This window comes from Thalassospira sp. MIT1004 (assembly GCF_001858545.1).
Taxonomy (GTDB): domain Bacteria; phylum Pseudomonadota; class Alphaproteobacteria; order Rhodospirillales; family Thalassospiraceae; genus Thalassospira; species Thalassospira xiamenensis.
This window is the reverse complement of record NZ_MCAO01000001.1, coordinates 75248-90037: the sequence shown is the minus strand read 5'-3', so window position 1 is coordinate 90037 and position 14790 is coordinate 75248. Positions and strand designations below refer to the sequence as shown.

The window sequence follows — 14790 nt, the reverse complement described above, 5'->3', positions numbered from 1 at the left end:
CGGGCTCAAAGGAGGTCTGAGCACCCGGCCTGCCAATGCCGGTTACATAGAGGCTTCAGCCTCACCGACAGCAGATTGCAGTTTTTCGATCCATTCAGAACCGATCTCGCCCGACAGCCAATTGATAACTGCTGGCTGGGCCACATCACGGAACGCTTTCAGTTGTTCCGCTGTCGGGGTTGTGACTTCCATCCCTTCGGCAGCAAGTTTCGCGACACCTTCGGCCGAGTTGAACTGCTGGACCGCACGACCAACATTCGATGCAATCCCCGCCGCGCGCCGCAGAAGCGCCTGATCGCCTTCGGTCAGGCCCTGATAAACGCTTTCATTGATCAGGATGAAGTCGGTTCCATATACGTGACGGTCAAGCGTCAGGTATTTCTGCATTTCGTAGAACTTGTTGGCATAGATCACGCTGATCGGGTTTTCCTGACCATCGACCGTACCAGTTGTCAGTGCCGTCGGCACTTCGGGCCACGGGATCGGGGTGGGATCACCCCCAAGTGCCTTGACCATTTCGACGAACAGCGGAACCGTCATGACACGGATTTTAAGACCTTCCATGTCTTTCGGCTCGGCAATTGCGCGCTTGGAATTGGTGAAGTTGCGGAAACCGGTTTCGCCATAGGCCAAGGTGCGCAGACCGGTTTTTTCAAGGCAATGCTCCGCAAGCTGTTTTCCGAAATCGCCATCCAGAACCTTCCATGCGACATTCGCATTCGGGAACATATAAGGGATGTCGAGAACAGAAGCTTCGGGGCAGACTTTCGAGAACGGACCGGAAATCATCGACATGGCAAGCGTGCCATCCTGGGTATTCTGCAGCAGGTCGGTTTCCCCGCCAAGCGAACCGGCCGGGAAAAGCTGAACTTCGATGCGGCCACCTGATTCAGCTTCGACAATGTTTTTAAAGACCTGTGTTGCGGCACCCTTCTTCGAGGTCGTCCATTCAGCCGGATCAACATGGGCAAAATTCAAAGTGATGTCCGCAGCCTGGGCAGGTACGGCGAAAGAAGCAGCAGCAAGCGAAACAGCGCCCAGCAGCGTGCTTTTGGAAACGAATTTCATTTTTTTCCTCCCGAATGAAAACAATCCCGCTGGCCCGATATTATTCATGGTGTTCTGCATCGGCCCTTATCGGAATAGGGAGACTTTAAAAAATATAGGAGATTTTGTCAAACATTCTAGAATCAATATAATTTAGAACATGTTCAGCAAACCCACATTCCCAAATCCTAACCGCGCCGATGCCTGTTTGATGTTATGCACCTGTCGGTATCAATATCGGCATCACGCCATCCATCTTTCCACGACAAAGACGGATCAATTCGAACTTTTTGGATGCTATTCCTTCGCCATCCCCCTGCCGTCACAATGGAATTTGCTGTAAAACACTTGCGATGCAGCCGGTATTTCATGCTACTTTGGCCCAGCAATGCATCGATTCGATGATCGAAACGACGCCCATTTCAAAAGTGAACTCAGTGAACAGCGTTACCGGTACTGCAACACCCCAACTGGCCAAAATTGCCTCGCGCATTCTTGCGGGCAGTTTCCTGTTCGAGGATCTCGATCCCGAACTGCTTGCCCAACTTTCGAATCAGGCAAGTGTCCGCCGGATGGACGATGGTGAATTGCTGTTTGAAAAAGGCGCGCCTGCCGATGGATTATACGCTGTCGAGGCCGGGAAAATCCGCATTTCGACCGTTTCAGACACCGGCAAGGAAATCGTTTTGAACGTGTTGGCCCCGGGTGCGGTATTTGGCGAGATCGCGCTTCTGGATGGTGAGCCGCGCACGGCAACCGCGCGTGCTGTCGGCCCGACACGGCTTTTGTTTATTTCACGTGATGATTTCTTTGAAATCTTTGACCGCGAGGCACCGCTCCGCCGTCATATCACGGCTCTTTTGTGCCGTCGCCTTCGCTGGGTCAGCGACCTTTTGGAAGACGCCAATTTCCTTGATCTTACCGGACGACTGGTCAAGCGCCTTTTATGGCTGGCTGAACGTCACGGTGGTCCCGACCCGGAAGGCATCCGCATCGCCCTTCCGCTGTCGCAACAGGAACTTGGCCTTATGCTGGGTGTGACACGCGAAGCGGTAAACAAAAAGCTGCGCGACCTTGAAAAACGCGACCTGATTACTCGCCGTGACGGGCGTTTGGTGATCCGCGATACAGACGGCCTGAAAAACCTTCTCGCCGATGCAATCAAAAGCTGATCCTTCTCCCAGTTCCCTGTTTGATCGACTGGTCGCCCGCGAGGAAAAGCGTGGCCTGATCCTTGTGGCGTTTCTACGCATATGCATGCTTGCCTTCATCCTGCTGCTGTTTTCCAAACCGGATTCGCCAACAGGTGAGCTGTATTCGCTACTGGAAGTTCTGGGCTGGTTCATCCCGGGTGTTCTGGTTCAGCTTTTTGTCGCCTTTCGCGGCGGCAACTGGCGCTGGTTGCTTTATATTCTGGCAATCGCCGATGCGGCCCTGATCGTTTATGTGTCGGTCGTTCCAGACCCGCTGAACCCATTTGCCGATCATCCGGCATGGCTATACAGCTTCGTCGTTCGGGATCGGGGCGTTGTGTTTTCCATGATCATGATGGCACTGGTCATCATGACCTTTTCACCGCGCCTTATCATCTGGTTCGGGTTCTGGCTGTTCGCCGCATGGAGCACCAGTATTGTCTGGCTGATGACCCGGCCCGGTGTCATCGTTTCGCAGCATTTCGGCGATGACTGGACACCAACCCAGGACGAAATCATCACGACCTATACCCTGCCGGAATTTATCGACATTTCGGCATTGGCCGAGCAGGTCGTGATTGTCGTGGTGTTTACGCTGGCCTGTGCGGTGATGGTTTCGCGGTTACGTGTCCTGATCAATCAGTTTGCCGCCGCCGAACGCGCGCATGGCAATCTGGCACGATATTTCCCGGCGGCCCTCGCTGACCAACTGGCAGATCGCGATGAGCCGGTTCGCGTTGGCGCGCGACGGGAATGCGTGATCCTGTTTGCCGATATCATCGGGTTTTCCGGTTATGCCGAAAAACGCGATCCGCAGGATGTGATGCGGCTGTTAAACCAGTTTCACCAGATCATGACGACGCAAATCGGGGCCTATGGCGGGATTGTCGAAAAATATATCGGCGACGCCGTCATGGCCAGTTTTGGCGCATTTGACGATATGAATTGTCCGGCGGCAAACGCGTTATCGGCCGCGCAATCCATGGTCAGCCATGTCCGGGACTGGCAAAACGGTGATCTAGCAGATAGCACAACGCCACTTCAGATCGGTATCGGCCTTAATTTTGGCCCGGCGGTTGTTGGTGATATTGGCGAAGGCGAGGCCGTTACGCCCGCTGTTATCGGCGCCAGCGTCAATCTGGCAGCCCGTCTGGAACGTGCGACCAGAACCCTTGATACCGACATCATTATCAGTGACAGCTTTGCCGACAAACTTCGGTCCGAGGCACCCTCAGCCACATCCATCCTGATGCGCAGCTTTACCAAGCAGGATGCAATTCACGTTAAAGGTTTCAGCCAGGCGATACCTGTTCATTTCCAGCACGAAACTTTAAACTAGAGCCTTCCGTAATCTTGATACGTCCTTGATCCTGCCACTTTTTCGCGTAAAGCTTGTTGAAGAACAATACGCACCAAGCGACACAAGGGATTCGAGATGTCATCAGAATTGCGCAACCGTTTTGCCATGGCCACGCTTCTTAGCGCGGCCCTTTTTGCAGGTCCCGTCATCGAACCGGCATCCGCCCAATCCGGTGACGAAAAAGCGGAAGAAACCATCACGCTTTCCGGTGAAAGCCGCAGTAAAATTCAGCTGACCGTTTACCCCGGAAACCTTGGCATGATTGCTGAACAACGTAACGGCACGATCCCCAAAGGGGTCAAAACACTCCGGATCGAAAATTTGCCGCAAACCATCATGGACGAGACCTTCGTGATGGGCGCGCAGAAAGATGCCAATCTTGTCTGGCATTCGTTACGCAATACGGCAAACGGCCCAGCGACCATGTATCGCCTGTTGCAAGATCAGGTTGGCAAAACCATTTCCATCCGGCGCAAGGATGACGAACTGGTTGAGGGCACGTTGCTATCGATTGACGGTGGCGCACTTGTTCGGACCCTTGATGGTATTGAACAGGTTCCTGTTGAACAGATCATCATCTCCGACCTGCCCGGCAACTTCGCTACCAGCCCGGCAATCGAAGCCACCATTGGCTCGGATGCGGCACTTGATCACATCTCGCTTGCTTACCTTTTAGGCGGTGTTTCCTGGCAGACGGCCTATGTCGGGCAGTATGACAGTGTGGAAAATGTCCTGAACCTTTCGGCAATGGCACGCATTACAAATCAGACGGGCTCGGCAATCAACAATGCCCAGCTGCGTCTGGTCGCCGGTGATCCCAACCGGGTCAGCTACACCCCGATGGCAAAGGCTGCCCGCGGGGAAATGATGATGTCAGCCATGGCAGATAGCGCACCGGGTGGCGGCGCGCCGGATCGCGAAACCATGGAAAACCTGCATTTATATGGGCCGTTCGACGGGCTTTCGATGCGCAATGGTGATGTCGTGATGATGCCGTTGATCGCATCACAAAGTTTGCCTGCAACCCGCAAGGTCACCTTTAACGGCAGTGCCAATCTTTACTATGCCGGACAAAGTGACGTGTCCGAATTTGTCCGTCCTGACCTTGAAATCGAAATTGAAAACGATGGTGGTCCGGACGAAAAAAGCCCATGGCCCGCAGGAACCGTGCGTGTCTTTGGCCAGTCCAAAAGCGGTGTGACCGGTTTCCTTGGTGAAGACAATCTGTCTTTGACCCCGGTCGGACGCAAGGCAACCATCCGCCTTGGCCAGGCCAGCAATATTTCCGGTACGCGCAAAGTCACGGCATTTGATCGCAAGGCACGCCCAAATCTGCCTGATGAAATCACCGCCAACATGGAATGGTCGATCACCAATGGCGGTGAACGCACCGAAACCGTTACGATCCGTGAAAATGTTCCGGCCGACTGGGTTGTTACCGGCGAGGACCACAAACACACCAAGCCGCAACCAGACCTGATTGTCTGGACCATCGAGGTCCCGGCAGGCAAGGAAGTCAATCTGAGCTGGTCGGTAAAAAGTACCCGATAACCTTTAAAACCGGCCACTTATCCGGTCTGGTTGCTATCATAAAAGGCCTTGGCCAGAGGCAGCAGCAGGACCGGGTCGGGTTTCTCGCCGGTGATGCCGCACAGTTCGGTATAAAGACAAATGAGTTTGGCCAGCAGGATAAACGCCTGCTGGTTTTTCTTTCCGGCAAACACCGCAAGATTAACCAAGGCCTCGCCACATATTTCACGTGCGGTCCCGAACTGCCCGGCCCCTCGCAGTGCCAAAACAAGCGCGCCTTGCGAATATCCAAGATCAAGCCGGGCCGCTTCGCTTTGCTCTGATCGCAACCTTGCAAGCCGATCACGACGAAGTTCAACAGCCTGGCATGCGGCATCAACTGCATCCGCCCATTGTCCTGCACCGATTTCAAGGGCTGCCCTGTTATTAAGGCTATGGGCCAATCCGGCACGGGCGGCATCCGGAGCCGTTTGCAGGTGGGATGCAAAGATTTGATCTGCCTCGTCAAACAGGGAAAGGGCTACCATCCGTTCGGATTTATCGAGTGCGGTTGCCATTTCAAGACAAAGACGTGCGAGCGTTAACGAACCGGGTTCCGTCGCCCGCAGGAATGACAGGCGCGGCAAATATCCGGCAAGTTTGTCCGACATGTCTTTTTCCTGCTTCTGCCTGAATTCCGGGACCAATGTGCGCCGGTTAACAGACGGGCAAGCACCCGTCTTGTGAAGACGGGTCAAACAGGGATAAGCTGTGATTAAGATCCCTGTTCAAGATTTTCGTCCTGCTTATCAGCCCCATTTTATGTGAAACGACGACCCTCCATGACCATGTCGACTGAAACCCTGCGCGCACTTTACGGAACCTGGCGCATTGCACGTGGTGACGCCAAAGGCCTTGCTTTCTTTGATTATTCCATCGAAGCGTTCTGGCGTTCTTTCTTTGCCGCCGTGATTGTCTTTCCGGCCTTTGCGCTATTGCGCTGGCATGATCTCGACACGGTTCCCGATGAATTCCCGGTTGGTCGTTACATGCTGGTGGAAACCATCGCCTATGTGATGAAATGGTTCGCCTTTCCGCTGCTGATGCTACATGTCGCGCCAATGATTGGCCGCGCCAATCGCTATATCGCGTTTATCACCGTCTATAACTGGTCAAGCGTCTTGCAGATGGGCGTTTATCTGCTGGCACTGCTTCTTGGCGCGGCGTTTCCGATGCTTGGCGTTGGTGGATTTGTGTTGATTGCCGTGATCGCGATGCTGATTTACGGGGTTTATATTGCGAAACTGACACTGGCGGTCCCGATTGCCACGGCAAGTGCCATTGTTGCAGCCGATTTCCTGCTATCATTAACCATCACGACAATCGGCATTCGTCTCGCACTTGGCCAGCTATTCTGACACAATCAACAAACAAGTCTTAAAATTCAGGGAGATGCATCAGAATGAAACCGGTTCTCGCCATCACCAGACGCCTGCCGGAAGCTGTCGAAAAACGCGCACGCGAAAGTTATGATCTGCGCATGCAGGACGGCGATGATCCGCTGTCACGCGATCAGATTCTTGACCTGTGCAAAGACGCAAATGCCGCCCTGGTTTCGGTTGGTGATCCGATTGATGCGGCCTTTTTTGCAGCCCTGCCCCAAAAGGTCGGCATCATTGCCACCTTTTCGGTGGGCACCGACCATATTGATCTGGCCGCGGCAAAAGCCAACGGTTTCGTCATCGGCAATACCCCCGGGGTTCTGACCGATGCAACGGCGGATATTGCGTGGCTTCTGATTCTGGGGGCTGCACGCCGCGCCAGCGAGGGCGAGGCCGAAGTCCGCAACGCAACCTGGTCAAGCTGGCGGCCGACCCATCTGATGGGCACACAAGTGACCGGCAAGAGACTAGGCATTGTCGGCATGGGACGGATCGGACAGGCCGTCGCGAAACGTGCACGCGGTTTTGATATGGAAGTCCATTACTTCAACCGTCGCCGCCTGCCCGAAGATCAGGAGTTTGGCGCGACCTATCATGCATCCATCGATGACCTGTTACCCCATTGCGATTTCCTGTCGCTGCATTGCCCGTCAACACCGGAAACACGCGGTATGGTCAATCGCAATTTTATCGCCAAGCTGCCAGATGGGGCGATCATTGTGAATACGGCACGCGGTGATGTCGTCAATGACAAGGACCTGATCGCGGCACTCAAATCGGGCAAACTGACCGCCGCCGGACTTGATGTTTTTGCCGGGGAACCGAATATCGAGCCGACCTATCGCGATCTGCCCAATACGTTCCTGTTGCCCCATCTGGGATCGGCAACGGTGGAAACCCGCAATGCCATGGGTTTCCGGGCACTCGATAACATCGATGCCTTCATTGCCGGCAGGGAAGTGCCGTTCAAAGTTTGATGATGTTGGAACAAAAGGCGACCAATGGACGCCTTTTGTTATTCCAGATCGCTTTCTTCGCCTGCGGGCAGAATACAGGAAATTTCATGTCCATCCCGGCTGACCTTGACCCGGCCGCCGTGGATTTCGACCACTGCGCGCACCATCGCCATGCCAAGTGCGCGGCGCGCGGATGGTGATTCTCCCTCGCGCAATCCTTCAAACAGCATCGGTTGCGGTGCTTCGTCCGACAGTGAAATGCTGATATCGATATCCTCGCCCCGACGACGGGCAACCACGGAAACCTCACTGCCTTCGGGGGCGGTACGCAGGACGTTGGTCACCAGAATGAACAACGCCTGTTTAAGGCGGCGTTCATCGGCAATCATCCAGCCGATATTGCGCGAACAGTAAAGACGTAGCGAAACGTTAAGTTCCGCCAGGCGCGCCCGTGTCAGTGCTTCGAGCGAACGTAACAAACGCCTTGGATCGACCGTATCAAGTTCAAGCGCGACCTGCCCTGATCCCAGCGTTGCCAAGTCCCGCATGTCATCCACCAGTGCCAGCATGCTTTGGGCTTCGGCCCGGATGGTTTCAACCGACTGCGCGACATTGCCCTGCAGATGGGGGATAAGGCGGTCTGCCTCGCCATTGATATGGTCAAGCGGCCGGGTCAGTTCACGCGACACGGTCGAAATGAAGTCCGACTTCATCTGATCGGCGGTCCGCAGCGCTTCGTTGCGTTCGCGAAGCGCCCGTTCGACCCGGATCGTGTCGGTGACATCGATATAAGACATCATCACCGCCCCGTCAGGCAGCGGTACAATGGCAAAATCGATGATGCTGTTATCGGCACGTTCGATACGACCGCTCATGGGTTCATGATTGGTGATACGCGCGACCATCCGGCTTTTGAATTTGTCCCAGTCTTCGCGCTCGTGCCAGTAATCACGGGCTTCTTCGACCACTTCGCTGATATGCGGCGCACCTGAGAGGAAACTGTCTTCAAGGCCCCAGACATCGGCAAAACCGTGATTGTAAAGCCGCAACCGGCCATCGCCGCTGATCACGCCTACCGCTTCATGCAGGTTTTCAAGCGTCTCGCGCTGAACCGCGATCAGGGTGTTGTAACTGCTTTCGAGAACCAGCTTGTCGGTGACATCCTCGAACGCGAACATCAGTCCGCCAAACGGATGCGGCGAAATGAACCGGCGCAAGGTCATGCCGTTTGGCAGATGCATCAAATCTTCTTCTGGCTTGAGAAGATCGGTAAAGCGCTGGTTTTCAATATTGCGGAACTGCGTGAAGTCGGTGACTTCGGGCAATTTGCGCTCATCGCGCATCCGGCGCAGCACATCATCAAGCGACGGTTCCGCCCAGAGCCAGTCCTCATCCATATCCCAAAGTTTGGTGAACGCCGTGTTAAAGAAGATAAGCCGCTTGTCCCCGCCATAAATCGCAATCGCGGTTCCAAGGTTTTCCAGAACCTCGGCATGGGCACGAATATGACGCGACAGGTCGGATTGCAGTTCCTCGATCGCGGTGCAATCAATCGCAAAGCCGATCAGACCATCAAGGTCTTCGGGCGTTTGCGACGGACATTCGGTAATGCGAAGAAGCTTCCGGTCACCCTTGATCACGATATGATAATCGCGTGTCATGGTTTCGCCGTTGCGCAATGCCGACGCCGCCAATGACCTGCCCTTATCGGGGATCACCCCGCCGCCCAGTTCCGCCTGTCTGGCAAGGGCATCCTTGACCGTGTCGAGTTCCACCGCAGTCGCATAGGCCGCATTACAATCAATCAAACGCAAATCGCCATCGCGCCGCCACACCGGAAACGGAAGACTGTCGATCAAAAGCCGCAACCCGCTGACTTCGCGTTTGAGCGCGGTAAAATCGCCGAACTGGCTTTCGCGTTCACGGGTATGGCGGGTTTCATCACGGAACCAAAGCGCATGGGCCAGAACCGGCGAAGTCCGGTCCTTGCGTGCCATCGCCCCGGTGACGTGGAATTTGCGTTCATCAACCGCAGTTACCCAAAGCTCAAACCGCTCATGGGTGGATTTCAGGTTTCGCACACGTTCCTTAAGGGTCCTGGCATCATCATCGCGCAACTGGTCAAGCACATCGGGGAAACGCCCATCCTTGCCAAGCTGGAACGCACGTTTCAGCGACGGGCTTGCCCCCTCGGCAAAGCCGGCCTGGCTCCAATAATAAACCGGGTCCGGCCCGGCAAAGAACAGATGGGTAAATTGTTCGGTCGAATCCGCCAATTCGGATTCGTGATCTTCCGCCTCTTCAAGATGGCGGCGCATGCGCAGCGATAATCGCCACCCGATTCCCCCGGCGATTGCCGCACCACCAATTGCCGCCAAACCAACAACCAGCCAATCGCGATCACTCAGATCAGCAAAACTGCCTAAGATCGAGGCCCCGTCTGGTACAGCGCCTGCGTTCGGCGCGGCTTCCGGTGCGCTGCCAACACGGAATTTTTCCTGTGCATGCAGGTCGGCTGCGATGAAAAGCGACGTCAGACCATAGCATCCCCATTGCCACAGTCTGGACAAACCAAACCTGTTTGATCCCCCTTTGCGGGAACCAATTGGTTCTTTCCCCCTTTGATGGTTGGATGTAGCCCGTGTCACGTGTTGTTAACCGTTTGTGTTTATGAGCTATTATTATGGTGAAAACGTCTTGCTTTTACCACTGTTTCACGACGTTTTCCCGATACCCGGCCGAACGCCCGTGATCGCAGGAAAATCCGCGATGACATATACCCCAAATCGGGCTATGTCTGCGCTATTGTCGAAACAACAGCTATAACGATCTCGTCATTTCAAAAATGAGTCCCAAACCGCAGCTAGACCTTTTTACGCCGCGCGTGGCCGCCAAACCGGTCGCGCCCCAAAAGGAGTCTGCCGCGGCCAAACCGGCGGGACCGGAAATGCGCGATCTGTTCGACACCAATTTCAGCGCCGATGACATCGCAGAATGGGAACTGCTGTTTCGCGATGCGCCACAATACAACTATCATTTCAAACGTTCACAGATCGCATCGGCTTTTGATCGTCCGCTGCATAAAAAACTGATCGCGTCACACGCGTTTGAACGGCTGCGCGAAATTTCGTTTCTGGGTGCGATCGATTATCTGTTCCACCCCAACGGTCGCCCGGCCAATATCCGCCATTCCCGATATGACCACACCATCGGTGTTGCCCTGCTGTCGCAGCAATATTGCCGTCTGATGGGCCTGTCGGAGGCTGATCGCGATCTTCTGGGGGCAGCGGCCCTTTTGCATGATATCGGCCATGGCCCGTTTTCGCATACACTGGAACCGGAATTTGCCCGGCGGTTCAACCTGAACCATCACCAATTGACCGAAAAGATCATCACTGGCGAAGTTCAGCTTGATCTGTCAGTCAATCATCTTCTGGTCAAACACGGTGTTGATCCGGACGAGGTCATTGCCTTGTTATCGAAAAAATCGACCCACCCGCATGCCAGCCTGCTGTCGGGTCCGGTCAATATCGACACACTCGAAGGCATCAGCCGGACCAAGACCTATGTGCATCCGAACTATGTCCATTGCCATCCGCGCCTGTTGCTTGAGGCGGCGGTAAAGCTTGATGAAGATGCCCTGAAACGCCTTGATAAGTTCTGGCAGCTTAAAGAAGACATCTATCGCAATTTCATTTTCGGCCCGATGTGTTTTGCCACCGATCATCTTTGCCGCGAATTCGTTGTCAAAAATGCACCCGACTTTGCCGCCAATGATTTCCTTCTGACCGAAAAAGCATTTTTGCAGCGCCATCCGGCTTTCAAAAAGTTTCTGTTCAGTCTGAAAAACCGCATCGAGCTTGACGGTGTTGCCGATGTTATCGATCCGGAAATCAGCGCGGTCCTGATGGATGAAACCGCAACCAAAGTGCCCAAACGCGAATTTCACATCAATACCAATGCCGAGGTCAAAAGCTTTGCCGATCTTGGCAAACGCTATTACGAGGAAAAGAACTCGTTCCTGCGACGTGTCGGCAATCTGACCGATCCGGCACAACAGGCTGCTGCAGCAAGCCTGTTTGACTGATATGCTCGTCCGTCGGACGTAAAATTGCCGTGCGAATTTCGCTGCATCGGACAATCCATTGCAAAGGGAGTAACCGATATGGCCCCCAAAACCGAAAAGAAGCGCAACCGAACCTTTGTCATCATCGGGCTTGGAACCGTTGGTAGCACGGTTGCGACCGATCTGGCACGAAGTGGCAATCACGTCCTGGGCATCGACATCAACGAAAAATCCGTCGCCGCCCTTTCGGATATCCTGTCCGAAGCGATCATCGCCGATGGCCGCGATGAAGAAGCCCTTCGCGAGGCCGGGGTCGACAAATATGACGTCGCCCTGATTGCCATTGGCGAAGACCTTGAAGCCAATATCCTGTGCACGATGAATGTCAAAATGCTGGGGGTCAAAACCGTCTGGGTAAAGGCGATCAACAAAACCCATCATCGCATCCTGACCAAACTGGAACCCGACCGGGTCATTTTACCCGAACAGGAAATCGGCCAGCACATCGCCCAGAAACTGCATAACCCCGCCGTACGCGATTACCTTAGCCTTGGTAACGGCATGCATGTCATCAATCTGGAAGTCCCGGAAAGCATGGCGGGGAAAACCATTGAGTCGCTTGATCTTGAAAAGTCCCACGAACTGCGTTGCCTGGGTATTTTACGCGGATCGGAATTTATCGGCTGTGATACCGGGACCGTCACGATGGAAGCCAGTGATAAAATCCTGATCCTTGGTCGCCGCCAGAATTTGCGCGACTTCAGCGACGGCATCTGAGCCATGCCCTTTTATTTTCCGAACCGCACCGGAAAACCGATCCGAATACCACCGCCGCTTTTGCTCGCCATCCTGTATCTGGCCTTGATCCTGATCGGCGCGGTTGTTTTGGTCCTCCCTGTTGCGGTCACCCATCCGATCAGCTTTTCCGACGCCTTGTTTACGGCCACGTCCGCCGTCACCGTCACCGGCCTTGCCGTGGTTGATACCGGGTCAAGCTTCACGCTGTTCGGGCAAGCCATGATCCTGATCCTGATCCAGCTTGGCGGTCTTGGTCTGATGACATTTGCAGCCCTTGTTTTATCCGCACTTGGCTTGCCAATTGGGCTGCGTCATCACAATTTCCTGCGCGAAGATTTGAACCAGACATCGCTGCATCAGCTCGTGGGTCTGGTCAAAACGATCCTTGCCGTTGTGCTTTTCTGCGAATTGATCGGCGGCATCCTATTGCTGACCGTTTTTGTCCCCGATTTTGGCTGGGCACGCGGAACGTGGTTTGCGGTATTCCATTCGGTATCGGCCTTCAACAATGCGGGCTTTGCCCTTATGCCCGACAGCCTGAGCAGATGGGCTACAAACCCGGTGATCAACCTCACAATCCCGACATTGCTTCTGATTGGCGGGATCGGGTTCAGCGTGATTTCCGATCTGTGGATTCATCGCGGCTGGCGTCATTTATCCCTGCACAGCAAATTGATGCTGACCGGCTCTGCCATTCTGATCGTCTGGTCGGTCACGATGTTTGCCATCCTTGAATGGCACAATCCCGACACGCTCGGGGCTTTTTCCAACCCGATCGACAAGCTTCAAATCAGCTGGTTTCAGGGTCTGACAACCCGCACTGCCGGGTTCAACACGGTCGATATCGGATCCATTCACGACACCACCGCATTGATGTTCATCCTTCTGATGGTGATCGGGGCGGGCAGTACATCAACAGCCGGCGGGATCAAGGTCACCACCTTTATCGTACTGGTTCTGGCAACCATCGCCTTTTTCAAACGCCATAATCAGTTACATGCCTTTGGGCGCAGCATCGGCCTTGAAGAAGTGATGAAGGTGCTGGCCCTGACGATGATTTCAATGTTCGTCGTCATGAGCGGTATCTTTCTGATCACCATGTCCCACGACGGCGATTTTCTTGATCTTGTCTTTGAAGTGACGTCGGCCTTTGGCACGGTCGGTCTTTCGCGCGGGACGACCGGCGAACTCGATACACTGGGCCGGATCGTGATCGAACTGATCATGTTCATTGGCCGTGTCGGCCCGCTGACACTGGGATTCTTCCTTGCCCGTCGTGTTCCGCCGCGCATTTCCTATCCGTCAAGTCAGGTGTATCTGGGCTAATTCCCAAAACCGTCAGTTCAGTCAACGACAAACAATGTGGCACCCGGCTCTGTTGATGAACGATGGGCTTCCGCATTGTCTGCCACCTGATAACTCATGCCCGGTTTCAGGGTGAAAACCCGCCCGTCTTCCAGTTCGGTGACCAGCTCACCTTCAAGGCACAGCAGGATATGGCCCTTCTTGCACCAATGATCGGCAAGATAGCCCGGCGTATATGTCACCATCCGCACCCGGATCGGACCAAATTGCTGTGTGCGCCAATATGCCATGCCGGTATCGCCGGAATGCTCGGTTGGCGTGATTGACGACCAGTCGGTCGTGCCGAACGGGAGATTGGAAATTTCCATGGTAATCTTTCAAGAGATATGTGGGGCAACTGCCACCAGGAACCGGATAACAATTTCATGACGCTATCGCGTTTCCAAACTTTCCGTCAACACATCCAGCCAAAGACAAAGCCCGGCACGCGGACCGGGCTTTTATCAATCTTCGTAAAATGATTTACCGGTTTTCCAGCCCGTTTTCTTCGCGCTGCTTGCGGATTTCATCTGCCTTGGCGACGATCATTTCACGCAACTCGTCCAGTCCGGCGCGCTCGGCAGTAATGACCTGTTCGCATTCGGCTTTGGCGACATAGCCATTGGCATGCGCGGCATCCCATTCTAGGACATCCTCGATCGTGCTGCTCAGTTCATCCACATCCCCAAAGGCATATCCATTAAGGGGGCGACCGACGGTTTCGTTCAGGGACGCAAACAATGCCGGGTCCTGATCCGGTGCAAGGTCAGGTTTGCAGCCCAAAAGCGTGCGATAGCGCAACTGACCGGTATAGAACCAGAAAACTGCATCATCACGTTCGCCTGCATTAAACTGCTTGGCTGCCAGAATGTAATAGGCCGATGGATGGCGGTTTTCGATCCCGTCGCGCAACGCATCGGGTTCCATATCCTTCATCTCCTCGGGCGATTTCATATCGGCCGACTGGGCAAAGGCAGGCATTGCCATCAGGCCAAGAAGCGGAACGGCAAGCAGGGTACGATGAAGATTTTTGATCGGACTTCTCCATAATCCAGGGTGATTTCCAATCGGGGAA

General features: G+C 54.4%; 13 protein-coding genes. 8 read left to right on the top strand and 5 right to left on the bottom strand.

Annotated elements, in window-relative coordinates; translation table 11 throughout:
* Nucleotides 1–42 precede the first annotated feature (42 nt).
* Nucleotides 43–1068: a DctP family TRAP transporter solute-binding subunit gene (locus BC440_RS00410; protein ID WP_007088248.1), complete on the bottom strand. Its 1026-nt coding sequence runs from the start codon at nucleotides 1066–1068 to the stop codon at nucleotides 43–45.
* A gap of 416 nt (nucleotides 1069–1484) precedes the next feature.
* On the opposite strand from BC440_RS00410, the gene BC440_RS00405 reads away from it, so the two are divergent.
* The 3 genes from BC440_RS00405 (at nucleotide 1485) to BC440_RS00395 (ending at nucleotide 5151) form a co-directional block, all read left to right on the top strand.
* Entirely contained in the window at nucleotides 1485–2219 is a 735-nt protein-coding gene (locus BC440_RS00405) for a Crp/Fnr family transcriptional regulator (RefSeq protein WP_110252833.1), read from the top strand.
* Nucleotides 2203–3579, top strand: coding sequence for an adenylate/guanylate cyclase domain-containing protein (locus BC440_RS00400; protein ID WP_071239334.1), 1377 nt, complete (start codon nucleotides 2203–2205; stop codon nucleotides 3577–3579). The genes BC440_RS00405 and BC440_RS00400 overlap by 17 nt, the downstream gene beginning before the upstream one ends.
* A 96-nt stretch (nucleotides 3580–3675) precedes the next feature.
* A complete protein-coding gene (locus BC440_RS00395; protein WP_071239333.1) occupies nucleotides 3676–5151 on the top strand; it encodes a DUF4139 domain-containing protein in 1476 nt (491 codons plus the stop codon).
* Between the two features lie 17 nt (nucleotides 5152–5168).
* Here BC440_RS00395 and BC440_RS00390 read toward each other — a convergent pair whose 3' ends face one another.
* Nucleotides 5169–5780: a hypothetical protein gene (locus tag BC440_RS00390; RefSeq protein ID WP_007088252.1), complete on the bottom strand. Its 612-nt coding sequence runs from the start codon at nucleotides 5778–5780 to the stop codon at nucleotides 5169–5171.
* Nucleotides 5781–5951: 171 nt separating this feature from the next.
* Between BC440_RS00390 and BC440_RS00385 the strand changes: the two genes are divergently transcribed.
* A complete protein-coding gene (locus BC440_RS00385) occupies nucleotides 5952–6527 on the top strand; it encodes a hypothetical protein (RefSeq protein WP_007088253.1) in 576 nt (191 codons plus the stop codon).
* A 44-nt stretch (nucleotides 6528–6571) separates the two neighbouring features.
* Entirely contained in the window at nucleotides 6572–7528 is a 957-nt protein-coding gene (locus BC440_RS00380) for a D-glycerate dehydrogenase (RefSeq protein ID WP_007088254.1), read from the top strand.
* Between the two features lie 38 nt (nucleotides 7529–7566).
* Here the strand turns inward: BC440_RS00380 and BC440_RS00375 are convergent, their stop codons facing one another.
* Complete coding sequence (locus tag BC440_RS00375; protein WP_071239332.1) at nucleotides 7567–10077, bottom strand: PAS domain-containing sensor histidine kinase; 2511 nt, start codon at nucleotides 10075–10077, stop codon at nucleotides 7567–7569.
* A gap of 275 nt (nucleotides 10078–10352) precedes the next feature.
* Here BC440_RS00375 and BC440_RS00370 point away from each other — a divergent pair, with 275 nt between their 5' ends.
* The 3 genes from BC440_RS00370 (at nucleotide 10353) to BC440_RS00360 (ending at nucleotide 13697) form a co-directional block, all read left to right on the top strand.
* Nucleotides 10353–11594, top strand: a complete 1242-nt coding sequence (locus BC440_RS00370; protein WP_037989370.1) for an HD domain-containing protein — start codon at nucleotides 10353–10355, stop codon at nucleotides 11592–11594.
* A 78-nt stretch (nucleotides 11595–11672) separates the two neighbouring features.
* Nucleotides 11673–12350, top strand: a complete 678-nt coding sequence (locus BC440_RS00365) for a TrkA family potassium uptake protein (protein WP_007088257.1) — start codon at nucleotides 11673–11675, stop codon at nucleotides 12348–12350.
* A gap of 3 nt (nucleotides 12351–12353) precedes the next feature.
* Nucleotides 12354–13697 (top strand): TrkH family potassium uptake protein, encoded by a 1344-nt coding sequence (locus tag BC440_RS00360; protein WP_139192054.1) that lies wholly within the window; start codon nucleotides 12354–12356, stop codon nucleotides 13695–13697.
* Between the two features lie 17 nt (nucleotides 13698–13714).
* Here the strand turns inward: BC440_RS00360 and BC440_RS00355 are convergent, their stop codons facing one another.
* Together BC440_RS00355 and BC440_RS00350 are read right to left on the bottom strand one after the other, a co-directional pair.
* Nucleotides 13715–14044 (bottom strand): DHCW motif cupin fold protein, encoded by a 330-nt coding sequence (locus BC440_RS00355; protein ID WP_007088259.1) that lies wholly within the window; start codon nucleotides 14042–14044, stop codon nucleotides 13715–13717.
* A 154-nt stretch (nucleotides 14045–14198) separates the two neighbouring features.
* Entirely contained in the window at nucleotides 14199–14702 is a 504-nt protein-coding gene (locus BC440_RS00350; RefSeq protein WP_146216720.1) for a hypothetical protein, read from the bottom strand.
* Nucleotides 14703–14790: the final 88 nt, after the last annotated feature.